This window comes from Aquirufa beregesia, from assembly GCF_011090385.1.
In the GTDB taxonomy this organism is placed as follows: Bacteria; Bacteroidota; Bacteroidia; order Cytophagales; family Spirosomataceae; genus Aquirufa; species Aquirufa beregesia.
Window position 1 is genome coordinate 712,610 of sequence record NZ_SEWW01000001.1, and the last position, 25,892, is coordinate 738,501.

A 25,892-nucleotide genomic window follows, 5' to 3' on the forward strand; every position below is an offset into this window, starting at 1 on the left:
AAAATGCCCCTTTTTTCAAAATACATACCGATATTTTAGCGCCAGGCATTAACTTTGGTGATGCTTTTAATCAACATGCGTTTCCTAAATTACTGGCCCTTAGTGGGCTGTCTCCTATTGACCCTGATATCTTCTTGTTCATCTTCATCTGATGCTTGGCTAGAAGAGGGTAAAACACGTTTAAAAAAGGGTGAATTAGTTTCTGCAAGAGAGGCTTTAAAAAAATCCATTGACAAAAATCCTGGTTCAGCAGAAGCCTATAATATGATGGGGGTGATTGATTTCCAAGAGAAAAAATTCGTGGAAGCAGAAGGCAACTACATCAAAGCTACAGAATTAAAGCCCTCCTTGTATCAAGCTCAGCTTAATTTAGCCGCAGTAAGAATGGAAAAATCGGAATGGGAAAAAGCATTGGCTCCTTTAGAAATTGCCATTAAAAATGCCCCTGATTCGGCTTCTGCTTATTTACAAAGAGGAATTGTATGGGCTGCTTTAGCTAAACCTAAACTTGCTTTAGCTGATTTTACTACTTGCTTAGCTAAGAACCCCAAGGAAATTAATGCTTTATACAATCGTGGTAATATCCATTATCAAGGGAATAACCTAACAGAGGCGGCCAAGGACTTTGAAAAAACTGTTGAAATTAATCCTACTTTTGGCAAAGGTTATTATGCCTTAGGATTAAGTTTATACCAACAAAAATTGAGCGAAAAAGCTTGCCTAGCTTTTCAGCAAGCAAAAAAAATGAATTATCCAGGGGCCAAAGAGGCTGTCCATAAACTCTGTGAATAACACCTAAACCATACCAACATGAACAAAGCATTTCTTATTTCAGGCATCTTATTTACCCTCATATTCCTCTTATTTGCCTATTGGCAATTGAATGACCCAGATCCAATATTATGGGTACCCGTTTACCTGATTCCCACCTATACCGCTTTTAGAGCTATATCTGGAAAAGTAAACTCCGAATTGATGGTGGTACTTTTTATACTTTCTGGTGTGGCTGGACTACAAACTTGGGTAGAAATGACAGCTTGGGAAGGTTTCATCACGGATGGCTTGAGCATGAAAACCATGAATCAAGAATTAGCCCGTGAGGCAGTTGGCCTATGGATTACCACATTTTCATTTGCAACATTTTATTTTCTAGATAAAAAATACAATTAACACATGCTTGATTTAGGATTTGTTTCAGCTATTCTACCCAATAAAACATTGTGGGAAGTATTAGATTTTGCTCATGCACAGCAATTTGCTTGTGTAGAAATTATGTGTTGGCCATCCAGTAATGCAGATACTCGTCGCTATGCCGGTGTAAGTCATATAGCAATAGATGCCCTTTCAAATGAAGAATTATTGACCTTAAAAGCCCAATTAGCTCTTCATCCGGTTAAGATTTCTGCCTTAGGATACTATCCCAATCCCATGGATCCAAATGAAGAACAAGCATTATTTTATCGGGAACATATCAAAAAAATAATCCAAGCGGCTTCCGTCTTAGGAATTAGTACTGTTACTACTTTCGTTGGTCGAGATTATACCAAAAACGTTGCCTATAACATAGGCAAGTTTACCGAAGTATGGCCTGAGATAATCGCCTTAGCAGATTCTCTGAACATCAAAATTGGAATCGAAAATTGTCCGATGTTTTTCACAGACGATGAGTGGCCAGGCGGTAAAAACTTGATGACCACGCCTAAAATTTGGGATCAATTATTTAGCATTATCCCATCTAAAAACTTTGGATTAAATTATGATCCATCGCACATGGTCTTCCAAATGATGGATTACACCTATCCTATTTATCATTATGGAGAAAAATTGCATCATGTTCACCTCAAGGATATCAAGGTTTACCCTGAAAAATTAAACCGAGTAGGAATTTTAGCTAATCCTTTGGAATACCATTCGCCTAAAATCCCTGGATTAGGAGATATCCATTGGGGAAAATTCATTTCTGCTTTAAATGATGTGAGGTATCGTGGTCCGATCGTTATTGAAGTGGAAGATAAAGCCTATGAGGGATCTGATGAAGATATTGAAAAGGCCATTTTAAGTGCTCGGAATCATATCAAGCAGTATTTGCCTTAATTGAGACTAGGGTGCCGAGGATTTAAATCCTCGGAAATATATCTGAGAAATTGCCTCTAAAATGTATTGATTTTACAAACTAAACGCCGAGGATTTAAATCCTCGGCGTTTTCATGATGAATCATATTATATCAAGACCTATTTTTTGCCTGGCTTAACAAAAATGGCTGCTTCCAAAGCAGGATTGATTTCAATGGATGTAGTATCCACTTGCATCGTTCCTCCACCCATAGGGTTGGCTGTTTCTATAGAAAAAGGAAAATACAAACCATCCACTGCCTTATAATTCGAGAATTTTAATTCCGTATCTACTGATTGACCTCCAAGGTTCACTTTAGCCGCAAACTTTAAGATTAAGTAGGTACTAGCTGAAACATAGACCGTGCCCACATCCCCGTCCTTCTTGGTAATTTGACATACATAAACATCGGCACCATCCAACTTCTCTTTATTGACCAAGTCGATTTTGCTACCTTCCAATTTGGCAGTCAATAATAATGAACCCACGGACTCTTGATTTTTACTCACTTTAATCATCTCCTTGGGCATTTCTTCAGGCTCACCAGAACCACCCATCATTTGAGGACGAATCCACCATCCATTTTCACCCTCCACAACTTGTACCATTTTATTCCCCATTACTTCAATCTCCGATCGAAAGGCCTTCCCCACTAGAATAGATGATTTAGATTGGATTTCCATACCCTGAATGGTAAACTTGGTATTTTGAACAAGAGATTTAACTTTACTCCACTTATCTGCCCCTCCCATAGCCTCTTGATGCTTAGCTAAAATTTCATCTACACTTTGAGCTGAAACAACAAACGAACTTACACTTAAGGCAATGATTGCCCATAGATAAACGATTTTTTTCATGATTAGGGTTTTTTATTTGAATTCAAAATTATAGGAATAACCCAGAATATGAAAATCACTTATCCCCCAAATACACCTATTATCAATTAAATCCTTTTTCTAGAAGAAATAGAAGACAATACGACGGCTAAACCAATAAATACAAGAATTCCAGCAATAAAAAATGCTGCCCCAGGGAATTGAATGGGTGCAGAAGTAGAGGTAAAATAAGCAAACAAATTAGACGCTACTAAGGGCCCTAAAATGGTGGTGATGGATTGTAAACTAGTTAAACCGCCTTGTAACTCCCCTTGTGCATCTGGGCCCACTTGCTGTGTAATCATACTCTGTAAAGCAGGTCCGGCAATCCCCCCTAACCCAAAAGGAACCATAAACACATACATCATCCAGGATTTAGTGGCATAGGCAAATAAGAAAAAACCTAAACCATACATCATTAATCCATACAAAATAGCTCTTTTATCCCCCAATTTAGGCATGATAAAACGAGACAAACCTCCTTGTACAATAGCTACAATAGCCCCAACAAAAGCCAAGGAATATCCCACTTCTGTAGGTGTCCAAGAAAACACTTTCATCGTAAAATAAGACCAGGTACTTGGATGAGCCTGACCAGCCAATTGCAAACAAAAATACCCCCCCACTAATCCCGTAATCAAGGGATAACGGGTGAAAATTTTCAATGATCCCAACGGATTTGCACGTTTGATATCAAACTTTCTACGATTTTCTACTGCTAGGGACTCAGGTAATACAAAATATCCGTACAAGGCGTTGAGCAAAGTCAAAATGGCTGAAGCATAAAAAGGCACTCTAACACCATAACTTCCTAAAAATCCACCCACTGCTGGGCCAATAATAAATCCTATACCAAAGGCCGCTCCTACCATTCCAAAGTTTTTAGCTCTTTCTTCTGGTTTTGAAATGTCCGCAATGTAAGCTTGGGCTGTGGTAAAACTAGCCCCTGTAATACCCGAAAAAATACGCGCTAAAAACAACCACATCAAATCAGGTGCAATGGCTGAAATTAGATAGTTTAAACTAAAGCCTAATAAAGAAATTAGAATAATGGGTCTACGTCCAAACTGGTCCGACAAACCTCCTAAAACTGGGGAAAACAAGAATTGCATGATGGCATAAGAAGCCATCATCCATCCCGAATATTGAGAAGCCGAGCTTAAATCACCCCCAGTAAAACTAGAAATCAAAGTAGGCATAATAGGCACAATCAAACCTATGCCTAAAACATCTATAACCAGCGTAATGAAAATGAATAAAATACTTGCCGAACCTTTTTTACGAGCCATTTTATACTAATTGAGGCATTTATACAAACTTGTAGTTGATTGAATCCCGTAAAAAATCTCGACTGATTGTACCGCATTGCAAAGGTGTTTTCGCTTTATCTGGTACGCCATCCAATTCCACAATAGCCCATCCTTTGAACTTGATCTTACGAATATTGGTGAAAATTCCTTTCATATCCACATTACCTTGTCCTAATTCTACAAACTTATAGGACGCTGGATTGGATTCTTGCCCTTTGATAGGACTCTCTACATCCTTAATGTGAAACGAATGAATGATATTCTTGTATTTTAAAACAGCATCAGCTGGCTTGCCTCCTCCTTGATGGTAATGTGCCACATCTAACAACAAACGTAGATAAGCTGGATTCATGCTCTTAACTAGGGTATCTACTTCTTCTGGAGTCTCTCCAAACTGGTTCATGTGATTGTGGTAAGTAGCCTGAACACCCACTTCTTTCGTTCTTCTTCCAATTTCATTCATCACCTCAGCCAGCTTATGCAAATCTTCTTTACTAGGCATTTCTCCTTTCTTACGTAAACTATTCGTTAATTGAATGGAATCTCCTCCTAAAGCTTTTACAAACTTCGCATGGTTAACGTGTTGCTCAATGGATGCTGGAACTTTGGCAGGATCAATCTCCACATTTCCACTGGAAAACATCACTAATTGAAGTTTAGATGCATCCAATAGTGCCTTTAAATCCTGAGGGTTGTCTTTGTATTTGGTATAAGAATTGGCTCTCAATTGGATTCCCTTAAATCCTAAAGAGGCAATATCCAAAATGGCTTGATCATCTTTTCCTCCCCAAGTAATGGCAGAATACCCCATTTTGAAGGACGAATCTGCCGCTGAAGCAGGAAAGGAAGCCATGATGGCCAATAAAGAACTTTGCTGGAGAAACTCCCGACGCTTAATCATAGTTGTAGGTTTATAGAGTAAAGGTAAGGTTTTGTATATTCTACTTAACGGCTAATCGCAAGAAATCGGCTAATTCACTTAAATGATCCGTCCCAATATAATCCACGCCTAAATCATATAAAGTTTGATACCCTAATAAACTATCGGGTGTAGCCCATAAGCGTAATTTTCTCCCTTGAGCATGTACACGGTCGACATAAGCTTTCAATTTTTCTTTCAATTCTGGACTCATAGGCCCCTGTCCGCTCCAAACACCAAATTTGTATAAAGACTCACTCTCTAAAACTACCCAATTACCCAATCCTACTGGATATATCTCCGTAGATCGGCCATCAAATGTGATCCAAGTGGGATACAACACATAGTTTTTAATCGCTGGTCGATTGCCGGAAATGACAATCCTTAGGCCTCTTTGAATGAACAAATCTTTATGAGGCTCTAAAGCTTTAATCAAAACAGGCAAGGTAGAATCTGCGCTGGTTTTGAAATCAATAAGGAATTGATGAAAATTACCCTGTTTATTTTCTGTCAAAACCTTGACAATAGGGTCAATATACAAGGTTTTCAAAGTTCTATCTGCTTTGACATCTTTGACATCATGGGCCACCAACAATTCCCCTTTGATGGAGTAAACATCCGCCTCAATAGAACCAAAGCCTAAATTAAATGCTTCATAGAATGGTTTTGTATGCTCATAATCATTGTGGGCGTGCGCCTTTAACAAGGCTTTTTGAGCCAGCAAATTGCTGGAAACAAGGCAAAATAAAATCCCAAAGAATATTTTCATCTTATTTCTTCAAATAATCACCTGAAACAATTTGCGTATCGGCTTGAGTAGGTCTATTATACAAATAGGCATAGCTTTCAACTTCTTGTCCATTCAATTGGACCTGAACTTTGGTTCTGACAAACAAACTTTTATCTGGTTTATCTGCATCAAACTCCTCATATTCATCCAATACGCTTAATAATTTAATCGTATTAGATAATAAATACAACTCCCCTACTACCTGATCTTTCTGATCATCTGATGCGATAATACCAGGATATTCCGCAACTTGATACATACGACCTTGGTAGGTTGCCATACCAATATAATCGGAATTACGCGCCAATAATCGATGTAAGTCATTACCGCAATCACGACGCAGTGTACCATATACAAATAAGTATTCCTCTACATTCGGTTCAGGTAGCTTAGCCTCCTCCAAGGTTAATACTAAATCATCTTGTTCTACCACAGTCCCTTCATGCAAAACCACATTTCCTATGATCCCTTCAAATGGAGCCGATACAATGGATTCCATCTTCATGGCTTCAATCACATACAATGGTGCGTTTTTCTTTACCTCTTCACCTGGTTTCACCAAAATGCGGCTTATTCGACCTTGCAATGGGGCTCCAATATCTCCTTTTTGAGAGGCTTTCACATGTTGAGGTCGTTCTACTTTGATATTCTTGTCCAATACCTTAATTCGACGAGCCTGACCGTTCAATTCAAAGGTTACATTGCGTAAGCCTGATTCATCAGGTTCAGACATATGCAAGAATTTCACGATAATCGTTTTTCCTGGCTCTATTGTAATCATGATTTCTTCATCCTGCTTTAAGCCATAGAAGAATGCAGGTGTCGGCATTGCCGTTAAATCACCATAAATTTGATGATTCTTGTAGTAGTCTTCATATACTTTCGGGTACATTTTATACGACAAGTAATCATAGAATCCCCCTTCATTATCGGGGAATTTTGCTTGAAAAGCAACAAAATCTTTATCGAAATCAATAGGAGCCAAATGATCGTTTGGTCTTCCTTCCATAGGAATCTCTCCTTTCAAAATGATTTCCTGTAATTGCTTAGGGAATCCTTGATAAGGTTGGCCTAGGCCTCCTTTGAAGAAATCTTTTACTGACTCTGGGAAAGAAAGGGTCGCTCCTTTGGCATACACATCTTCCGCTGTCAAGGAATTGGCCGTCATAAAAATAGCCATATCTCCTACTACTTTTGAGGAAGGAGTTACTTTAACAATATCACCAAATAACTTATTCGCTTCCGAATAATTGTCTTTCAATAATTCAAACTTATCCCCTACGCCCAAGGCAACAGCTTGTCCACGTAAGTTGGTATATTGACCACCCGGAATTTCATTATCATATACTTCAGCAGTTCCTGCTTTTAATTCGGACTCAAATGGTGTATACCAAGTTCTAACTGCTTCCCAATAGTTGGAATATTGGTTCATCTCATCCAAATCCAGCAAATCTTGGTTTGCTTGGCCCTGCATCATGGCAACCAACGAGTTTAAATTCGGTTGGGAAGTAAGACCCGACATGGCAGCTAATGCACCATCAACCACATCTACTCCTGCTTCAATCGCCTTTAAATAGGTAGCAGATTGAATGGAGGCGGTATCATGTGTATGCAAATGGATAGGAATATCCACTGCCTTTTTAAGTTCTTTTACTAATAACTCAGCTTGGAATGGTCTCAATAAACCAGCCATATCTTTAATGGCCAACATGTGTGCTCCCTCATCTTCCAATTGGCGAGCCAAATCCAAGTAATACTGTAAATTATACTTCTCATTCGTAAAAACGTCGCCTGTATAACAAATGGCTGCTTCAGCTATACCTGGGGTTCTTTCTCTCACGGCACGAATCGAAACTTTCATCGCCTCTACCCAGTTCAACGAATCAAAAATTCTAAAAACATCTATACCCGCTTCAGAGGATTTCTCGACGAACTTCTCGATCAAATTATCGGGATAGGCTGAATATCCTACGGCATTCGACCCTCGGAATAACATTTGAAGGAGCATGTTTGGCATAGCCTGACGGAATTCTTGCAATCGCTTCCAAGGAGATTCTTGTAGAAATCGCATAGCTACGTCGAACGTGGCACCTCCCCATACTTCCATAGAAAATAATTGAGGGAATGATTTGGCAAAGCCAGACGCCACAGCCAACATATCCTGTGTTCTAACACGTGTAGCTAATAAAGACTGATGGCCATCCCGGAAAGTGGTATCCGTAAACAACACTTGTTTGGTTTCCCGAATATGCTTAGCAAATTTCTCTGGTCCCAATTCCATCAACAACTGCTTGTAGCCCTTTGGATATTCAGACAAAGCATCAGAATAAGGTATAATGGGTGATCTAAAACTTGTAGTTGGTTTAACCTTAACATCCGGGTTTCCATTGACAATCACCTCACCTAAATAACGTAAGGCTTTCGTAGAACGGTCCCGGGTTGGGGTAAACTTAAATAACTCAGGATGTGAATCAATGAATTGTACCGTACACTGCCCATTTTGAAAGATGGGATGGGAAATTACATTTCTTAAAAAAGGAATGTTGGTTTTTACCCCGCGAATACGGAACTCCGTTAATGCACGATTTAAACGTTCAGCTGCTCCAAGCAATGTCCTTCCTTTGGCAGATACCTTCACCAGCATGGAGTCAAAATAGGGAGATATTTTTACCCCTGGATAAGAAGACCCTTCATCTAAGCGAATACCAAAACCAGCGGCATTTCGGTAAGCAATAATAGTACCAAAATCAGGCTTAAATCCATTGGATGGATCCTCAGTCGTAATACGACATTGAATAGCGAATCCTTTCAATGGAATATCTTCCTGCGACAAGATATAAATACCTGGATCAGACAGTTTGTAATTTTGGGCAATTAATATCTGAGTACGTACAATATCGATTCCGGTAACTTCTTCAGTAATCGTGTGCTCTACCTGAACCCGAGGGTTTACTTCAATGAAATAAATATTTTCATCGCGGTCTACTAAAAACTCAACCGTACCCGCATTGTAGTAATTGACTGCTTTACCAATAGACAAAGCATATTGGTATAATTTCTTTTTCGTTTCATCTTTAAGACCAAAAGAAGGGGCAATTTCAACCACCTTTTGGAATCGACGCTGAACGGAGCAATCACGTTCATATAAATGCACCAAATTTCCATGCTGGTCACCTAATAATTGTATTTCAATATGCTTAGGCTGATCTATGAATTTCTCAATGAAAATTGTTTCATCACCAAAGGCATTTTTAGCCTCATTACGAGCCTCATTATACGCTTTTTCTAAATCTTCTTCCAATCGAACAACCCGCATACCACGTCCTCCCCCACCAGCAGCCGCTTTCACCATAACAGGAAAACCGATACGTTTAGCTTCTGACAATGCCAAAGAATAGACCGATAAATCTCCTTTGGAATCTTGAATCATAGGTACATTGGCCTTCATAGCTGCTACTTTAGCTGCTACTTTATCTCCTAACGCACTCATAGCTTCGGGTGAAGGTCCTACAAAAACAATACCCTCTTCTCTACAGCGACGAGCCAAGTTGACATTCTCCGATAAAAATCCATATCCTGGATGTATTGCATCGATATGTTTACTTTTACACAAAGCAATTAATCCTTCGTAATCTAAATAGGGTTTTAAAGGCTCATCATCTTTACCAATTTGGTAGGCTTCATCCGCTTTATACCGGTGTAATGAGTACCTATCTTCAAAGGTATAAACAGCGACAGTCCGAATCCCCAACTCGGAGGCAGCACGCATGATACGAATAGCGATTTCACCACGATTGGCGATAAGGAGACTAGAAATTTTTCTTACGTATGACTTTGGCATTATCTTCAATTATTGCATTCTAACAAAAATGCTAAAATAATTGGCATTTTTGCATTAATTAGCCCATTTTCTTTGCCGAATATTAAAAATTTACAATAATTGTAGGGTTCGTTACCAATTTGACGATAGATTATTTTCTGAAATAGGGCCAATAAAAAAAATCAAGCCCTCTTCCCTCGAAATTTCTTAACTTGCAGGCTGAATTTTTGAAGCATGAACACAAATAAACCTTTGATTGGTATTAGCCTAGGTGATTATAATGGCATAGGTCCAGAGATCATTTTAAAAGCATTGGGTAGCCCAAGAATTTTGAAATGGTGTACTCCTGTTATTTATGGTTCCCAAAAGGTCTTGGATTTCTATCGTCAAAAATTAGAACTAAAAGATTGGTCCATTAAAACCATAGATAACTTAAATCAGGCTATTGAAGGTCAGAGTTATTTAGTGAAAGCCTGGGACGACAAAGACACACTAGTAGAACCTGGAAAAGTGACGCAAGAGGCAGGAAAAGCGGCTTTTGATTGTTTAGAATTGGCCATTAAAGATTTAGATCGGGGACTATTATCCGCTTTAGTAACCGCGCCAATCAATAAACACAACATCCAGTCTGAGGAATTCTCATTTCCTGGACATACCGAATATTTAACCGAACGATTTGACGCTAAATCATCCTTGATGATGATGGTCAGTGACAACCTTCGTATGGGCGTTGCTACAGGTCATTTGCCTTTGCAAGAAGTAAGCAATGCACTTAATGCTCAATTGCTTAAAGATAAAATCAGCTTGTTTTTAAAGAGTTTGAAAGAAGATTTCTCCATCGATAAGCCTAAATTGGCGGTATTGGGTTTAAATCCTCATGCAGGAGAATCTGGACTTTTAGGAAAAGAGGAATTAGAGATCATTCAACCCGTCATCGATGAGTTTAGAAGTAAAGGGAATTTAGTGTTTGGACCATATCCGGCAGATGGATTTTTTGGTAAAGCACAATTCAAAGAATTTGATGGCGTTTTAGGAATGTACCATGACCAAGGGTTGATTCCATTCAAATACATTGCTTTTGATACAGGTGTCAACTTCACTGCGGGTCTTCCTATCATTAGAACATCCCCAGACCATGGAACAGCCTATGATATTGCTGGTAAAAATGAAGCAGATCCAAGTTCCTTCATGCATGCCATCTTTTTGGCCCTTGATTTAGTAAAAAATAGAATGCAAGCATAATATGCGCGCCCAAGTCCTGATCATCGACGAAGTACATGAATCCATGGCCATAGGCTTGGAGGCTATGAATTTCTCTGTGGTGGATGGAAGTACTTGGAGTAAAGAGAAAATACTCCAACAAATTGAGTATTTTGAAGGATTAGTGGTACGTAGCAAACTCAAAATAGATGCTCCATTTCTGGCAAAAGCTGTTTCACTTCGGTTCATTGCCCGAGCAGGTGCAGGATTGGATTTGATCGATTTGGATGCCGCCAATCGGCAAAATATTGCCGTATTTGCAGCCAATGAAGGAAACAAAGAAGCCGTGGCCGAACATGTCATTGGACAATTATTAAGTCTCGCTCACCATTTGCATAAATCCGACCGAGAGGTACGACAAGGAATCTGGGATAGAGAAGGAAATAGAGGCTGGGAGATTTCTGGAAAAACCATTGGCATCATTGGCTATGGGCACATGGGGCAATCAGTAGCAAGTAGGTTGAGCAGCTTTGGATCAACCATATTAGCTTATGACAAATACCAGCCTGTCAGTAGATATAGTGCTGAAATGCAGGATATTTTTAATCAAGCAGACATCGTTTCATTGCATATTCCCTTAACGGAGGAAACCCGTGGCATGGTCAATGAACAATGGCTTTCTCAGTTTAAAAAGCCCATTGTATTCATTAATAGTTCCCGAGGTGCGATTAGTCCATTGCCCGCCTTATTATCCGGATTACAACGTGGTCAAATCCAAGGGCTAATCTTAGATGTTTTGCCCAATGAAAAAATCAATACTTGGTCAGAAGACGAAAAAATGCTCTTTAACCAAATAAGTTCTTATCCTGCTACCCTATTCAGTCCACACGTAGCTGGATGGACAAACGAAAGTTACCGAAAAATCAATGAGGTAATGCTTGCCAAAATTAAAGCCTTTTACACTGCATGAATTACCCCGAAGGATTAGCTGATAAAATAGGCTTTAGCCATGTTCAGGCCGACATCAAAGCGGCATGTCTCAGCCAAATGGGAGTAGAATTCGCGGAGAAAATGCGCTTTTCTAATCGATTTCCTTTGGTGAAACAGTGGGTCAATCAAGTGCATGAAATGAAGCAATTGATGGCCGAACGTGGAGGAGAATGGCCGCAAGTAGATTACTATGACTTACGTCCTTGGCTTGCACCCTTAACGTTGGAAGGCAATTACTTGTCTGCAGATCAATGGAGAGATTGGCAAAGAGGATTAGAAGTACTATATCAATGTATCCGATTCTTTCATTTATTGGATGCAGAAAGCTACCCAGAATTACATCAATTAACCCGACAATATTCTCAAAAAATCACTGAAATATCGGATCAGGATTACATGCAGTTACTGCCTGTATTACAAGAATTAGGTCGAGTGTTTGATGCCAATGGACAAATTAAAGAGAGCGCTTCATCGGAATTAGGAGAAATTAGAAGGAAGAAAAATGCGGAGGAGCAGGGTTTACGAAAGAAGCTAGATAGTTTATTGAATCAAGCCCAACAACAAGGCTGGATTTCCAAGGATTTTTCATTGACCCTCAGGAACGGCCGTATGGTGATTCCATTGGCCGCTGAGCATAAACGTAAGATTAAAGGATTTGTTCAAGATGAATCCGATACCGGTAAAACCGTCTTTTTAGAACCGGCCGATGCCTTAACAGCCAATAATGAGATTAAATCATTGGAGTCGGCTGAAAAAAGAGAGATTATTCAAATTCTTTCTCGCTTATCGGACCGAGTAAGACCCATGGTCCCTATGCTGGCTCAATGGTTGCAATGGTTAGGATTAATTGATTTCATTCGGGCAAAAGCCATGTGGGCTCAGGAACACCGAGCCATTTTACCTCATTTACAAGAAAAACCTAGTTTGGATTGGCGAAATGCCCGTCATCCATTGTTGGAAAAATCATTGGAAAAGATAGGTAAAAAAATTAAGCCCTTGTCGATTCATTTAGACGAAAAGAAACGACTCATGGTCGTCTCCGGGCCTAATGCAGGAGGTAAATCAGTGACATTAAGTACCGTTGGTCTATTGCAATACCTATACCAATCGGGTTGTTTGGTGCCCATAGAAGAGGGTTCCAGCATGGGATTCTTTCAACAGATTTTTCTGGACATGGGCGATGAACAGAATCTAGAAAATGAATTAAGTACTTACAGTTCTCACCTCAGCAACATGCGCTATTTTCTCCAACATGCCAACGCTAAAACCTTGGTGTTGGTGGATGAATTTGGAACAGGTACAGAGCCTTCCTTGGGAGGAGCCATAGCTGAAGCCATTTTAGAGAAATTGGCGGAGAAAGGTTGCTATGGAGCCATCAATACGCACTTTGGTAATCTAAAAAGCTTAGCTGACAGAAAAGAAGGCTTATTCAATGCCGCCATGAGGTATGATACAGCCCATCTAGAACCCCTGTTCATACTAGATATGGGGAAACCTGGTAGTTCATTTGCTTTTGAAATTGCTCAAAAAATAGGCTTACCCAATGGAATCATTGAAAATGCCCGAAAAAAATTGGGTAAAAAGCAAGTTGATTTCGATAAACTATTGTTGGAAACTGAAACTGAAAAGCAGATTTGGCAAAGTAAAAATATGGGGCTTAGTCTTCAAAATGAACAAGTAGACGCCATCAAACAGCAGTATGAGCAGTTGAAAAGTCATTTGCAAGATGAACAAAAAAACATCATCAATAAGGCCAAATCAGAAGCCAAGCAATTGGTAAAAGAAGCCAACCAACGCATTGAGCAAACCATTCGAGAGATCAAAGAAAAGGCAGCAGGAAAGGAAGAAACCAAAATAATTCGGGAGAAGCTGGATGATTTTGCTCAAAAATCACTCATTGAAGTCCCTGTCAAACCTAAACCGATTTCGAATCCTGTTGTCAAGATTATTAGTGGTCCAATCACCGTGGGAGATTGGGTAGCAATTCAAGATGGAGGAAGTGAACCAACCATTGGACAAGTGTTGGAAATCAAAGGAAAAGATGCTTTACTGGCATTGGGATCCATCAGCTCTACCATCAAATTAAAGCGTTTACAAAAAGTACAAGCTCCCAAATCGGAGAAAATAAAAACAGCTCCTTTAAAAGGCATTGATATCAATGACCGAATGGCTCAATTTAGCTTAACGCTGGATTTACGAGGCAAAAGAGGTGAGGAAGTCTGGGTGACATTGGACCAATACATCAACGATGTGCTACTATTAGGGGCCCCCGAAGTGCGAATATTACATGGCAAAGGAGATGGCATATTACGGAGTTTGGTTAGAGAACAATTAAAACGCTATGCCCAAATTAAGCAAGTTCAAGATGAACATGCCGACCGTGGAGGTGCAGGTATCAGTGTCATTACGATGAAATAGCCTAAAAACTTCCCAAATTCATACCTCGATTAATAAAAAAAATACTGACCTTTGTCTCTGATTTTTTACACTTAACAATTCATTATGTCTATTGCAAAAACTGGCGACCAAGTTGCCGTTCATTACACAGGAAAACATACCGATGGCAGTATCTTTGATTCATCTGTAGGAAGCAACCCATTAGAATTCCAATTAGGTTCAGGCATGGTTATCAAAGGTTTTGATGATGGTGTGACTGGGATGGCTATTGGGGAGAAAAAAACCATTACGATTCCAGCTGCTGAAGCATATGGTGAGCATTCTCCAGAAAACACCTTGACCATAGAAAGAAATCAAATTCCAGCTCACATCCCAGTAGAATTAGGTGTTACCTTAAACATGCACCAAGATGGTGGACATGTCATGGAAGTAACAGTTACTGACTTGACAGATACTCACGTTACTTTAGATGCCAATCACCCAATGGCTGGAAAAGATTTAACGTTTGAATTAGAATTAGTTGCGATTAAATAAACCCCAACATGAAAATTGATTTTCGCTCCTTTTTGCCTCATGGATTAGTTATTCTAGGCTTTGTTGTCATTGCATTTATTTACTGTGGCCCTGTGTTAGAGGGAAAAGTATTGATTCAGCACGACATACAGCAGGCGCAAGCCGCGGCAAGGGAAAGTGTTCAATTCAAAAATGAAACGGGACAAGACGCTTGGTGGACCAATTCCATGTTTAGTGGAATGCCTTCTTACCAGATTTCAGGCTCTTATCCCAATAGTATCTCCAGCTACTTAGGTAGCTGGATTACGAATATCTTACCTAACCCTGTCAATCTGATTTTTTTACAATTGCTCGGCATGTACCTGTTTTTATGGGCTATGGGCATCTCGCCTATTTTAGGATTTGCAGGCTCTGTTGCCTACGCCTTTGCCACTTACAACATGGTCATCATACCAGCAGGCCATACCTCTAAGGTATTGGCATTGGCTTATGCTCCCGTGGTTTTAGCAGGTTTACGACTATGCTGGGGACAAAGAAAATGGCTTGGTTTAGCGATTTTCACGTTGGGTATGGCCCTTGAATTATATGCCAACCACATTCAAATTACCTATTATTTATTCTTCATCATAGGCACTATCAAGCTTTATCTACTGAGTGAAGCAATCAAAACGGGTCAATTTAAACGCTGGTTAATCAATGGTTTATTGATGGCTTTGGGACTAGTTTTAGCCCTAGGGACTCATACCATGCGTTTATGGAATAATTATGAATACAGTAAAGAAACCACCCGTGGACCTTCTGAATTAAAAGCTAATGCTACACGTGGTGGTGGATTGGATAAAGGATATGCATTCGATTGGTCCTATGGAATAGCGGAAACGGGTACTTTATTAATCCCTAATTTCATGGGTGGCGCTTCTCAAGGCGATTTAGGAGGAACGAAATCGAATACCTTCAAAACCATGACAGACGCTGGAATTCCAGAAGAACAGTCCTTGGGCTTTGTGGAAAAAGGATTTACCTACTGGGGAGAACAAAGTTATACGGCTGGACCAGCATATGCTGGAGCTGTGGTCATCTTCTTGTTTTTGTTTGCAGCGCTGTATGTAAAAAGCAAAGAAAAATGGTGGATTATCTTCATCACGGTATTGTTTACCACCTTTTCATGGGGAAAAAACTTCGGCTTTAATGGCTTTCTTTTCGACTATTTTCCTCTATTCAATAAGTTCAGAGCCATTACCATGGTCTTGTCTTTTGTACAATTTGGATTGGTCGCCTTAGCCATGTTGGGATTGATTCAATTATCGAAAGAAAAACCTAGCTTTCAACAAATCAAGCAAGCCTTATTTATCTCCTTTGGCCTAACAGCAGGACTATGTTTGATTTTGGCCTTAGTACCTGATGTATTTCTTTCGTTCAAAGGACCTCAGGATGGTATGCAATTAATACAGGATGCCAATTTGAACTCCGCTATTTGGAATAGCATCCGACTAGATCGTATTGCCTTATTTACATCAGATGCCTGGAGAAGCTTCTTCTTCATCTTGTTCGCTGCTGGTTTGGTATTTGTCAGCACTTTAGAAAAAGTCAAAAAAAGTATCTGGGTTTTTGGTTTAGTATTTTTATTAGTCTTGGATGTGGCGCCTGTTGCTAAACGCTATTTTGGAAAAGATTTTTTTGTTTCAAAAAGCACGTTAGAAGAGCAAATTGAACCTAGTCCTGCAGATCAGCAAATCTTAGCCGACAAAAGTCAATTCCGGGTATTGAATTCGACCGTTTCTTTCATGAACGATGCCACTACCAGTTATTACCATCATTCGATTGGCGGATATCATGGGGCTAAGCTTCGTCGATACCAAGAATTGATTGAGAAATATTTTGCAGGAAATCCAGCTCAAATGACGGTATTGAACATGTTGAATACGAAATATGTCATTGGTATGGATTCGAGCAATAGACCTATTGCTCAAACAAACCCAACGGCATTAGGCAATGCTTGGGTCGTTTCTCAAATCCAATGGGCCAATAATGCAGATGAGGCATTGAATGCCATTGAAAAAATCAATCCCGCTCAAGAAGTAGTATTAGAAAATCAAGATAAAAAATGGCTGGGTGATTTTCAGGTAGTTCCCACTTCGGGACAAATTACTCTAAGTCAATATGCCCCAAATAAATTGAGCTACCAAAGTCAATTAAGCGCTTCGGGTTTAGTGGTTTTCTCAGAAATTTATTATCGAGGAAATCTAGATTGGAAGGCCTACATAGATGGCAAAGAAGTGCCCCACCTAAGAGCTAATTACGTCTTACGTGCCTTGGTGGTTCCCGCAGGAAAACATCAAATAGAATTCAAATTTGCCCCTGAATCCGTGGAGACTGGAGGTAAAATAGATGGTTTAGCCTCCATAGGATTGATTATATTCTTAGGATTGTCCTTAGGATTAGAGTATAGAAAAAAGAAAGTTTAAGTATATGATTTATTCGATGACCGGTTTTGGGAAGGCCCAAAAAGAAATACAAGATCTTCAAATCAAAGTAGAGGTCAAGAGTTTGAATTCCAAGTTCACCGATTTGTTTTGTCGCCTGCCTAGGTCACTTTCAGCCAGAGAAATCGAAGTAAGAAATTACCTTACTCAGCAGCTAGAAAGAGGTAAAATAGAGCTGTCTTTGACCATGCAAAAAGCCAACGAAACGGTTTCTTCTAGTTTACTACCAGAAAAACAAATAGGAGAATTATTCCAAGAATTAAAGCGGGTAGCTACACAAATTAACGTTGAATCTGTCGATGAGACCGCCTTGTATTTGCATGCTTTATCTATGCCCAATACCATTCAAGCAGAGCAAAGCCAAGAATCAGAAGAAGAGGTAGAAGCACTTTGGCAGTCCATTTTTGAGATCATCCAAGAAGCGACACAAGAATGTAAAGCTTTTCGTTTGAGAGAAGGAAATGTGGTGGAAGAGAAGTTCAAGGAATACATTGCTTCCATTAAATTGGGCTTGGATGCAGTAAAAGAGCAAGATTTGATTCGTATGCCCAACATTCGTGAACGTATGAAAAAATCACTGTTGGACTTAGGTTTGAATGAAGATTTTGATCAAAACCGTTTCGAACAAGAGGTCGTTTACTACATTGAGAAATTCGATATTTCTGAAGAAAAAGTTCGCTTAGCGACTCACCTAGAGTATTTCTTAGAGGTATTGAAAGAAGGAAATGGTAAAAAATTAAACTTCATGGCTCAAGAGATTGGTCGAGAAATCAATACCATAGGTTCCAAGGCCAATGATTCGCAGATTCAGCGTATCGTGGTCAACATGAAAGACGAATTGGAAAAGATTAAGGAGCAAACGGCGAATGTGCTATAAGTAGTGATTAGTTATTAGGGAATAGTGTCTTTTGTGTCTTGTCCTGAAATAAGTTGATCTTTGGTTTATTACTCATTAAAACCTAATAAAATAATTCTACATTATTAGGTTAATCCCTTCGAAAGATTGGAACGTAGCTTGAGCGAAGCGTAAGGCGGATCTTTGACCATGCGCATAAGCTATGTGCGTAAGCGTCAAAGATTAAAGCCGTAAGCGGAGTGACAATCGGTTCCGCGAAGCGGAATTCGTCTTGAATTAACCGTATTCATTCTGTTTTTTTGTTTCTTTTTTTTATAAAAAAAAGAAACTCCTAAGTACTTTTTAGTCCAAAAATGTCGATCAAATAAAGAAAATTGAAAAATTAACCCGTTTACAATTCAGCATTTACCATTTCTTACTTTACCAAGGCTTTTCTTTTTTTTCAAAAAAAGAAACAAAAAAAATCTTTTTATGTCGTCCAGCAAAGGCGAATTCCACTTCGCAGAACCGTGATTCATTTCGCTGGAGCTGAACGACAGTATTTACTTTCGAAAAAATTCTAATAACCAAACACTAATCCCTAATAACTTATTTCCCCACAGTCAAGCTCAATCCAGTTCTGAATTCCCCATCATAGTAAAATTCAAAAGCGTATTTCCCGAGCGTATCCAGTTTAGAATGAACTAAATTCCAAATGATATTCAAGGTAGTATGGTCCGCATTGGGATTCTTCACTACGGTGAACTCCCCCTTGAAGGGCTCATGGAAATTATCTCCCTGTGGATTTAAGGCATCTATTTGGAAATAATGTAATCCAGCCTCTTTATTTGCTATTCGAATACGTGCAACAATCGCACAAGATGGATGGATAGCAGGAAATTCTTTGGCCGTGATATTATCAAAGGTGCCATTGATCACCAATTTGCCTTGTCCATAGTCGGCAGCATAATCCGCCAAGGTGAAAATTTCTATTTCCATATTTTTATATTAAAGCAATAATAGCACAATGGCGATGCAGCCTAAACTAATTCCAATGCTCTGTCGACCGCTAATTTTCTCCTTAAAAAACAAATAAGCAACGGCCGTGGAGCCAACAATAACACCAATATTAAAAATAGGTAAGACAATGGCGCCATTGTTTCCAAAGTAATCCAAGGTTTTCAATAAAAAATAAAAGGAGAAGAAATTAGGCAACCCAAGAGGTAAAGCAGCTATTACAGAAGCTTTATTCCAAGTAAATTTCCCAAGTATCGTTCCTCGAATTAATTCCAACACCGATGCACCAATCGCCCCAGCGACAATCATCAACATAAAAGGAATGGTTCCTCCTGCTTCAGTCGCAACCTCCGCATTTAAAAAATTAAAGGCGGTGTTGGTAATTCCATAACCGACAAAAACCAACAATAAAGCGGTCAATGATTTATTCTGACCTTTTCCTTCTATTTGAGGACTACAAAAATAAATAGCACCGAAAGCTAAAAGTAAACCTACAATAATCTGCCAAGTCCAAGTAGCCCCTCCCCGATTCCAAATCAATAAATTAAAAAGCACAGGTATGACCAAAGAGATATTATTGGCGAGGGAGGTCGTTGCCATGCCGTTTTTCTGGGTAGAAAAACCTGTTAGTAAGAAAGTCACCACAAAACCCAAACCTAAGGCCAACATACCCATGGAATAGGGCATATCTGGCCAATGAAATGGTAAAGCATTGGGCTGTACCGCCCATCCAGTTAAAAAACAGATGGGATAATTTAATAGAATGGTCAAACTCGTATCCACTCCAAATTTGGCATGCATCCGAAAATTGACCAATAATAAAATGGCGAAGAAAACACTTAAAACAAAGTATATCATGGCTTTATGATTGATGCACCAAATCCTTCAAGAAATTTACCCATTCAGGTGAATTATTCAAACTTTCCACCAATTGCCAATGCTCCCCTCCTGCTTCTTCAAATAATTCCTTGTATTCTTCCCCTACTTCAATCGTCGTTTCCAGACAATCAGCCACAAAGGCTGGAGAAAAAGCCAAAATCTTCTTTTTCCCTTCTTTCACTAATTTTTTAATAGTTTCATCGGTATAAGGTTGAAGCCAAGGGTCTCTTCCTAATCGACTTTGAAAGGCCGTACCAAATGTCCCATCTTTCAATCCCATCTCCTTAGCAATCAAACGAGTGGTTTCAAAACATTGGGCACGATAACATCCATGATTCTTCTCGGTGATTTGCTCACAACAAGGACCAAATACACAGGTATTTTTTGTGATATCTCCATTTCGAATGTGACGTTCAGGAATTCCATGATAAGAAAACAGATAATAATCAAAGTCATGTTCAGCTTGGTACTTCTTGGCTTTTTCAGCAAAATAAGCTGCAAATCCCAGGCGTTGATAAAAATAACTCACCAAGGAAATATTGGGCATGATTTGCCATGAACTCATGAGTTCCATCACTCGTTCATACACAGAACCCGTAGTGGCTGAGGCGTACTGAGGAAACAAAGGAATGATGATCAACTTATCCAATTGCATCCTTTCCATTTCCTTCAAAACCGAAGGTAAATCGGGATTTTGATAGCGCATGGCTAATTTAACCACGTATTCCGAACCTAGACTCTTTTGTAATTCATCCCGCACATCCTCTCCATAAAACTTTAATGGAGAACCTCGTTCTTCCCATAACTGTTGATAAATCTTGGCTGATTTAGGAGCCCGAAATGGAGCAATGATGCCATTAACCAACAGAAATCTAAAAGGATACGGAATATCAATTACCCGTCCATCCATTAAAAACTCCCTTAAATATCGACGAACTGAAGCTGTATCCGGAGCGTCCGGAGTACCTAAATTAACCAATAAAACTCCTACCATTTTGTACTAATTTGCCGCAAAGATGATGCAAAAATCTTATAAAGTCCACCCTTCCGGTGTAATCTTTGTTCTTGTTGACCCTTCAAAGCATGGAACTCGGTCCTGACAACCTGGAACGGCACCTGGACAGTAAAACATTTCTCCCGGAACTTGAGGTATAAATGCCTTTTCTCCTGGAGGAATGCCCTTAGTACGGTCAATATAAAAGATTTTCTTACTTACAGAAAACACGTTGAATATACCTAAAATCTTTTCTGTAGGATTCGTAACCGACTTCACATTGACACTAAATCTTGTTTCAGCAGGCACATCAAATAAAGAGCCACTAGATTGAACTTGAGCAATCAAACTTTGATAAAACAAAAAGGCACTTTTTGAAATACCTCTTTGCTCTAAACGAAAGTAATAAGGTGTGTAATTATCAAAGGGTGTCCGTGCCACCTGACGACCTACGATACGTTGACCATTGGTCAATACATCAGAAAATACATTCAAATCATTATTGGTTGATATGTCCCAACACTTACCATCACATGAATAATTCAAAATTTGGTCAGTAGCCACAGCGGGAGTTATGCAAGTATTTTGCTTAAAATTCCAGGTTCCCCCACCTCCGCAGGTCGCGCAAATAGTAATGGGTTCATAATGCTTCCAATTCCACATGTAATAATCGCCTTCTTTAGGGCTGTCTTTGAAATCCAAATAAACCGTGTAACCTGCCCGGCGAACATCTCCTTTGGAATATTGATCCAAGACTTCAAATTGAGTGACAATATTTTCAATCTCAGGAACGGCATTCATTTCTTCCTGACTACTCTGATATTGTCTACCATCTAAGGTCTTAATAAATAATTGATAGGTAGAACCTACTTTACCAGCGAAACCTGTAGGTGGTAAATACGTGCCTGTAGCGCCACCTGTGACTTCCTTAAACGTAGTTTTGGTACCGGCTTGGTCTACAATGTACACATCTGCTTTGGTCACAGGGAGTGACAGCACCGACATGATTCTATTAGCTGAACTGGTCAAACGGATTTTACACATGGTGGGGTCATTGACAATGTCCGCCTCTATGGTCATGTAAGAAGTAGAGTCTTTCTGTGCAAAATCTTTGATGGGATTAATGCAGGCCCAGGTCATAAAAACCAAGGCAAAGCTCAAGAAAATATAGCTAATTAACTTATTAGGCATTTCTATAAAAATTTAAAATTATAGGTCAAGGAAACAAATGGGGCAGCGAATACACTTAGCTCATACGCTTGCAGTGCTTGCTTATTCGATTTAAAGAATACCGAATAAGGGTTTTGTCTTCCATATAAATTATACACGGTAAAGACCCAACTTCCCTCCCATCTCTTTTTCACCATGGATGGGTTACTGATGGTCCAAGAGAAATCCAAACGATGGTAATCTCGAATGCGGTCATTATTACGTGAAGCAAAGACCGGATATCGCTTTCCTCCAATCTCATAACTACCTGATGGAGAAGAGAATGGACGACCCGTATTATAGGCAAACGTAAAAGAGAAACTATGGTGCGTGGTTGGTTGAATATTCAACATCATGTTAAAGGTATGGGGCTTGTCGTAATTGGTAGCAAACCATTCCCCTCCATTTATCGCCTGAATCTCAGGAAAATCACCAATCATTTGATTGAAAGCACGAGCATAGGTATAACTCACCCATCCAGAAACTTCCCCTTTCTTCTTTTGAACCATTAACTCAACACCGTAAGCCTTACTTTTTCCCGTAATCAATTGTGTTTCTATCGTTGGGTTCAATTGTAAATTGGCACCAGAAACAAAATCAAGTGTATTTCTTACATCTCGGTAATAGGTTTCCAAGGAAGCCTCGTACACATTCTCATTATAGGTTTTAAAGAATCCTAAGGAATAAAAATCCGATTGCTGGGGCTTAATGAATGAATCCGCCGTTTTCCAACGAGAAGTAGGTAATGGTGTGGTATTATTAGAAAGCAATTGAAAAAATTGCTGCATGCGATTATACCCAAATTTCATGGTGGTGTTTTCTGCCAAAGAATACTTCATGGTCAGTCGGGGTTCCAAGCCACCGTAAGAAGCCATTACTTCTCCATCACCATATACTTTTTTCCCAATCACACTGTTCGCTGAAGGCATACGATTAGGTGCATATTCATTAACAATACCAGCACCCAAGCGCCAATATTGCGCATAACGTAAACCTGCTTGAATAGTAAACTTAGGATTAATAGTCCATTCATCATCTGCATAAATAGCTGCCTCCACGGATTGTTCATCGGGTAAAACAACTCTGGCAACACGAGAAACTACACCGTCATTTAAAGATCCCGGCTTCACATAATAACGAGTAGCCATGGCACCAAAATTCATTTTATGGCTATCTCTAGGTTGATAGTCAAAGCTCATATGAACATTTTTGTAATCAATAGAACTTTGTAAATCGATGGTATTAACCGTATCAGGAGAATAGGTTTTTGTTTTATACAAAGTGCTCGTAGCACTTAACATCATATTTAGCTTATCGGAAAAATAATGATTCCAATGAATGGCTAGGTTATTATGTCCGTAATCAAAGGATGTCCGCTTAGCGATAACGTTTTCAATACTAAACAAGGAGTCTACCCGATAGAAATCCTGACTCAAATAATTGGAAATAGAGATCGTATTTTTAGAATTGGGACGATAAAAAACTTTAGTCGCCACATCCATGAAATTGGCTCGGATATTCTTTAATTCCGTTGGCGCAAACCACTTGAACATAAAATCATTGACAGAAAGTCGGCCTGCTATGAGTATAGATAACTTTTCCTTAATGATAGGAATCTCTGCCATCGCACGATTGGACACTAAACCAATTCCTCCTTGCATTTTAAACTTGTCGGTATTAGGTTCTATCATCTTGATATCCAATACCGCAGCCGTTCTTCCTCCAAAACGAGAAGGAACTCCCCCTTTATATAATTCTAAATCCCTAATGGCATCTGAGGCAAATACCGAAAACAAGCCAAACATGTGAGTGGGATTGAAAATGGGCGTATTATCAATGAAAATCAAATTTTGATCTACATTGGAACCCCGAATATTCAAGCCATTCGCCCCTTCACCCACCGAAGAAACCCCGGGAAGTGTTTGTAGGCTTCTAATCACATCAACCTCCCCCATCATGGTAGGAAGCTTTTTAATTCCTTTTAAACTTAGAACAGTAACTCCCAAAGAAGGTGTTTGAATATCTCGCTTAGTAGCCGCACTGGATACAATAACTTCTTCCAACTGCTTGGTGACATCATTCAGTTGGGCATTGAGTGTTGTATTGGTTTTGATGTAAACCTTGGCACGGAAAGGATTATATCCTACATGGCTAATTTTTACCACAAATTCCCCGTAAGGTAAATAAATACGGTACTTACCTAAAGAATCAGTCGATGTTCCTGATTTCTTAAAGTCAACAGAAATATCCGCTCCTCGGAGAGGTTCTCCTGTCTGCGCATCAATAACTTTTCCTTCTAAATAGGGTAAAGTGGTAGTGGCGGATTGTGAATAGCTTTTGTGAAAAATGACTAGGCAACATAATGCACAAAAGACTCTAGTAAAGAGTTTTATCATAGAGTTGGTTTGAGGTAATAAAACCAATGATACGTATAATACCCGAGAAGTAGAAATGAAATTACATGAACATCGACCAAATCGAGGATATTGCGACGAAAACCAAAGCGGCTGGAGTTAATACTTTCCAACATAAATACATCAATTGATCAACCCGCAAGCGAGGTAAAGTCCAACGAACCCACATTTGTATGGCAATCAGAACATAGGTCTTTAACATAATCCAAACAAAACCTAAAACGGTTGCCCTTATAGTTCCTGGAGTACCATTGGTCCAATCTGCCAAACGTAAACTTCCAATGTTTGGAAAAGGAGAATACCATGCACCCCAAAAAAGTATTACCCCTAAAACACTCACGAGGAGCATCATTCCATATTCCGACAAAAACAATAATGCCCAACGCATTCCAGCATATTCCGTATGAAAACCTCCTACTAATTCAGATTCTGCTTCAGGTATATCAAATGGCGCGCGATTAGCCTCAGCTAAACTGGTGATGAAAAACAAAATGAACAGAAAAAAGAAGAACGGCACTCGTACTACATTCCAAGTCAAAATCCCACCTACATGTGTCACATCCCATTGTAAAAAAGATAAACCGAATAAGAAGTTGGTCTGTTGACTAAATATCCCTTGTTGTAAGGCGATCTCTTGTAAATTCAAACTGGAGGAAATCAATACGACACAAAGAATACTCAAACCCATGGGAATCTCATAGGAAACCAATTGTGCCGCTGAACGAATCGCCCCAAGGAGTGAATACTTGTTATTGGAAGTCCATCCTGCCAGTAGTATCCCTAAGGAATCTAAAGAAACGATGCCCATTAATAACATGACTCCCATTTCGGTTTGGCTGCCTTGCAAGAAACTACCTGAACTTAAGGGAATTACTGAAAATGAGCCAAATACAGCCAAAAAAATGATCCAAGGAGCAAATAAGAACAATTGCTTTTGAGCGGATGCAGGGACAATGTCTTCCTTTTGAAATAATTTCAATAAATCAGCAAATACTTGCAATAAACCCCATTTGCCCACCTCCATAGGTCCTAGACGGTCCTGCATGAAGGCAGATAGTTTGCGTTCTACATAAACACCCACCACCACATTGATAGTCAGTAAAGCCAAACATACCACTAGGGCTATCCACATGG

20 protein-coding genes are annotated in these 25,892 nt (G+C 39.4%); 9 read left to right on the forward strand and 11 right to left on the reverse strand.

What is annotated here, in order from left to right; all coding sequences use genetic code 11:
• The first annotated feature begins 75 nt into the window (after positions 1-75).
• The 3 genes from EWU23_RS03150 to EWU23_RS03160 are packed head-to-tail and all read left to right on the forward strand — an operon-like array spanning position 76 to position 2,094.
• Positions 76-792, forward strand: a complete 717-nt coding sequence (locus EWU23_RS03150; protein ID WP_166228708.1) for a tetratricopeptide repeat protein — start codon at positions 76-78, stop codon at positions 790-792.
• Positions 793-810: 18 nt separating this feature from the next.
• Positions 811-1,170 (forward strand): transmembrane 220 family protein, encoded by a 360-nt coding sequence (locus EWU23_RS03155; protein WP_166228710.1) that lies wholly within the window; start codon positions 811-813, stop codon positions 1,168-1,170.
• 3 nt (positions 1,171-1,173) lie between these two features.
• On the forward strand, positions 1,174-2,094 hold the full coding sequence (locus EWU23_RS03160) for a sugar phosphate isomerase/epimerase family protein (protein WP_166228712.1): 921 nt from the start codon (positions 1,174-1,176) through the stop codon (positions 2,092-2,094).
• Between the two features lie 138 nt (positions 2,095-2,232).
• Here the strand turns inward: EWU23_RS03160 and EWU23_RS03165 are convergent, their stop codons facing one another.
• From EWU23_RS03165 to EWU23_RS03185, 5 genes are all read right to left on the reverse strand, one after another.
• On the reverse strand, positions 2,233-2,970 hold the full coding sequence (locus tag EWU23_RS03165; RefSeq protein WP_166228714.1) for an outer membrane lipoprotein-sorting protein: 738 nt from the start codon (positions 2,968-2,970) through the stop codon (positions 2,233-2,235).
• 86 nt (positions 2,971-3,056) lie between these two features.
• Positions 3,057-4,277 (reverse strand): TCR/Tet family MFS transporter, encoded by a 1,221-nt coding sequence (locus EWU23_RS03170; protein ID WP_166228716.1) that lies wholly within the window; start codon positions 4,275-4,277, stop codon positions 3,057-3,059.
• Between the two features lie 19 nt (positions 4,278-4,296).
• Positions 4,297-5,199: a sugar phosphate isomerase/epimerase family protein gene (locus tag EWU23_RS03175; RefSeq protein ID WP_166228718.1), complete on the reverse strand. Its 903-nt coding sequence runs from the start codon at positions 5,197-5,199 to the stop codon at positions 4,297-4,299.
• A gap of 40 nt (positions 5,200-5,239) precedes the next feature.
• Positions 5,240-5,986, reverse strand: a complete 747-nt coding sequence (locus EWU23_RS03180) for a phosphatidylinositol-specific phospholipase C/glycerophosphodiester phosphodiesterase family protein (protein ID WP_166228720.1) — start codon at positions 5,984-5,986, stop codon at positions 5,240-5,242.
• A gap of 1 nt (position 5,987) precedes the next feature.
• Positions 5,988-9,848, reverse strand: a complete 3,861-nt coding sequence (locus EWU23_RS03185) for a pyruvate carboxylase (RefSeq protein WP_166228722.1) — start codon at positions 9,846-9,848, stop codon at positions 5,988-5,990.
• A gap of 213 nt (positions 9,849-10,061) precedes the next feature.
• Between EWU23_RS03185 and pdxA the strand changes: the two genes are divergently transcribed.
• From pdxA to EWU23_RS03215, 6 genes are all read left to right on the forward strand, one after another.
• Positions 10,062-11,069, forward strand: a complete 1,008-nt coding sequence (gene pdxA, locus EWU23_RS03190) for a 4-hydroxythreonine-4-phosphate dehydrogenase PdxA (RefSeq protein WP_166228724.1) — start codon at positions 10,062-10,064, stop codon at positions 11,067-11,069.
• 1 nt (position 11,070) lies between these two features.
• Positions 11,071-11,997 carry an NAD(P)-dependent oxidoreductase gene (locus EWU23_RS03195; protein WP_166228726.1) on the forward strand — a complete coding sequence of 309 codons (927 nt, stop codon included), beginning with the start codon at positions 11,071-11,073 and terminating at the stop codon, positions 11,995-11,997.
• Positions 11,994-14,435 carry an endonuclease MutS2 gene (locus tag EWU23_RS03200; protein ID WP_166228728.1) on the forward strand — a complete coding sequence of 814 codons (2,442 nt, stop codon included), beginning with the start codon at positions 11,994-11,996 and terminating at the stop codon, positions 14,433-14,435. The genes EWU23_RS03195 and EWU23_RS03200 overlap by 4 nt, the downstream gene beginning before the upstream one ends.
• A gap of 84 nt (positions 14,436-14,519) precedes the next feature.
• Positions 14,520-14,948 (forward strand): FKBP-type peptidyl-prolyl cis-trans isomerase, encoded by a 429-nt coding sequence (locus EWU23_RS03205; protein WP_166228730.1) that lies wholly within the window; start codon positions 14,520-14,522, stop codon positions 14,946-14,948.
• A gap of 8 nt (positions 14,949-14,956) precedes the next feature.
• Positions 14,957-17,392, forward strand: a complete 2,436-nt coding sequence (locus tag EWU23_RS03210) for a YfhO family protein (protein ID WP_166228732.1) — start codon at positions 14,957-14,959, stop codon at positions 17,390-17,392.
• 4 nt (positions 17,393-17,396) lie between these two features.
• The gene (locus tag EWU23_RS03215) at positions 17,397-18,287 is read left to right on the forward strand and encodes a YicC/YloC family endoribonuclease (RefSeq protein ID WP_166228734.1); all 891 of its coding nucleotides are present in this window, start codon (positions 17,397-17,399) and stop codon (positions 18,285-18,287) included.
• A gap of 567 nt (positions 18,288-18,854) precedes the next feature.
• On the opposite strand, the gene EWU23_RS03220 is transcribed toward EWU23_RS03215, so the two are convergent.
• From EWU23_RS03220 to EWU23_RS03245, 6 genes are all read right to left on the reverse strand, one after another.
• Positions 18,855-19,244 (reverse strand): DUF6941 family protein, encoded by a 390-nt coding sequence (locus tag EWU23_RS03220; RefSeq protein WP_166228736.1) that lies wholly within the window; start codon positions 19,242-19,244, stop codon positions 18,855-18,857.
• A 9-nt stretch (positions 19,245-19,253) separates the two neighbouring features.
• The gene (locus EWU23_RS03225) at positions 19,254-20,120 is read right to left on the reverse strand and encodes an EamA/RhaT family transporter (protein ID WP_166228738.1); all 867 of its coding nucleotides are present in this window, start codon (positions 20,118-20,120) and stop codon (positions 19,254-19,256) included.
• 4 nt (positions 20,121-20,124) lie between these two features.
• Positions 20,125-21,135, reverse strand: coding sequence for a ferrochelatase (gene hemH / locus EWU23_RS03230; protein WP_166228740.1), 1,011 nt, complete (start codon positions 21,133-21,135; stop codon positions 20,125-20,127).
• A 36-nt stretch (positions 21,136-21,171) separates the two neighbouring features.
• The gene (locus EWU23_RS03235) at positions 21,172-22,326 is read right to left on the reverse strand and encodes a DUF4249 domain-containing protein (RefSeq protein ID WP_166228742.1); all 1,155 of its coding nucleotides are present in this window, start codon (positions 22,324-22,326) and stop codon (positions 21,172-21,174) included.
• 2 nt (positions 22,327-22,328) lie between these two features.
• Positions 22,329-24,740: a TonB-dependent receptor gene (locus tag EWU23_RS03240; RefSeq protein WP_166228744.1), complete on the reverse strand. Its 2,412-nt coding sequence runs from the start codon at positions 24,738-24,740 to the stop codon at positions 22,329-22,331.
• 61 nt (positions 24,741-24,801) lie between these two features.
• A complete protein-coding gene (locus tag EWU23_RS03245; RefSeq protein WP_166228746.1) occupies positions 24,802-25,890 on the reverse strand; it encodes a complex I subunit 1/NuoH family protein in 1,089 nt (362 codons plus the stop codon).
• Positions 25,891-25,892 lie beyond the last annotated feature (2 nt).

Coding starts and splice junctions, on each gene's coding strand:
- EWU23_RS03175 (WP_166228718.1), bottom strand. CDS start 5,199: ATGATTAAGCGTCGGGAGTTTCTCCAGCAAAGTTCTTTATTGGCCATC.
- EWU23_RS03155 (WP_166228710.1), top strand. CDS start 811: ATGAACAAAGCATTTCTTATTTCAGGCATCTTATTTACCCTCATATTC.
- EWU23_RS03220 (WP_166228736.1), bottom strand. CDS start 19,244: ATGGAAATAGAAATTTTCACCTTGGCGGATTATGCTGCCGACTATGGA.
- EWU23_RS03180 (WP_166228720.1), bottom strand. CDS start 5,986: ATGAAAATATTCTTTGGGATTTTATTTTGCCTTGTTTCCAGCAATTTG.
- EWU23_RS03240 (WP_166228744.1), bottom strand. CDS start 24,740: ATGATAAAACTCTTTACTAGAGTCTTTTGTGCATTATGTTGCCTAGTC.
- EWU23_RS03165 (WP_166228714.1), bottom strand. CDS start 2,970: ATGAAAAAAATCGTTTATCTATGGGCAATCATTGCCTTAAGTGTAAGT.
- EWU23_RS03185 (WP_166228722.1), bottom strand. CDS start 9,848: ATGCCAAAGTCATACGTAAGAAAAATTTCTAGTCTCCTTATCGCCAAT.
- EWU23_RS03225 (WP_166228738.1), bottom strand. CDS start 20,120: ATGATATACTTTGTTTTAAGTGTTTTCTTCGCCATTTTATTATTGGTC.
- hemH (WP_166228740.1), bottom strand. CDS start 21,135: ATGGTAGGAGTTTTATTGGTTAATTTAGGTACTCCGGACGCTCCGGAT.
- EWU23_RS03150 (WP_166228708.1), top strand. CDS start 76: ATGCGTTTCCTAAATTACTGGCCCTTAGTGGGCTGTCTCCTATTGACC.
- EWU23_RS03170 (WP_166228716.1), bottom strand. CDS start 4,277: ATGGCTCGTAAAAAAGGTTCGGCAAGTATTTTATTCATTTTCATTACG.
- EWU23_RS03160 (WP_166228712.1), top strand. CDS start 1,174: ATGCTTGATTTAGGATTTGTTTCAGCTATTCTACCCAATAAAACATTG.
- EWU23_RS03245 (WP_166228746.1), bottom strand. CDS start 25,890: ATGTGGATAGCCCTAGTGGTATGTTTGGCTTTACTGACTATCAATGTG.
- EWU23_RS03215 (WP_166228734.1), top strand. CDS start 17,397: ATGATTTATTCGATGACCGGTTTTGGGAAGGCCCAAAAAGAAATACAA.
- EWU23_RS03210 (WP_166228732.1), top strand. CDS start 14,957: ATGAAAATTGATTTTCGCTCCTTTTTGCCTCATGGATTAGTTATTCTA.
- EWU23_RS03195 (WP_166228726.1), top strand. CDS start 11,071: ATGCGCGCCCAAGTCCTGATCATCGACGAAGTACATGAATCCATGGCC.
- EWU23_RS03200 (WP_166228728.1), top strand. CDS start 11,994: ATGAATTACCCCGAAGGATTAGCTGATAAAATAGGCTTTAGCCATGTT.
- EWU23_RS03235 (WP_166228742.1), bottom strand. CDS start 22,326: ATGCCTAATAAGTTAATTAGCTATATTTTCTTGAGCTTTGCCTTGGTT.
- pdxA (WP_166228724.1), top strand. CDS start 10,062: ATGAACACAAATAAACCTTTGATTGGTATTAGCCTAGGTGATTATAAT.
- EWU23_RS03205 (WP_166228730.1), top strand. CDS start 14,520: ATGTCTATTGCAAAAACTGGCGACCAAGTTGCCGTTCATTACACAGGA.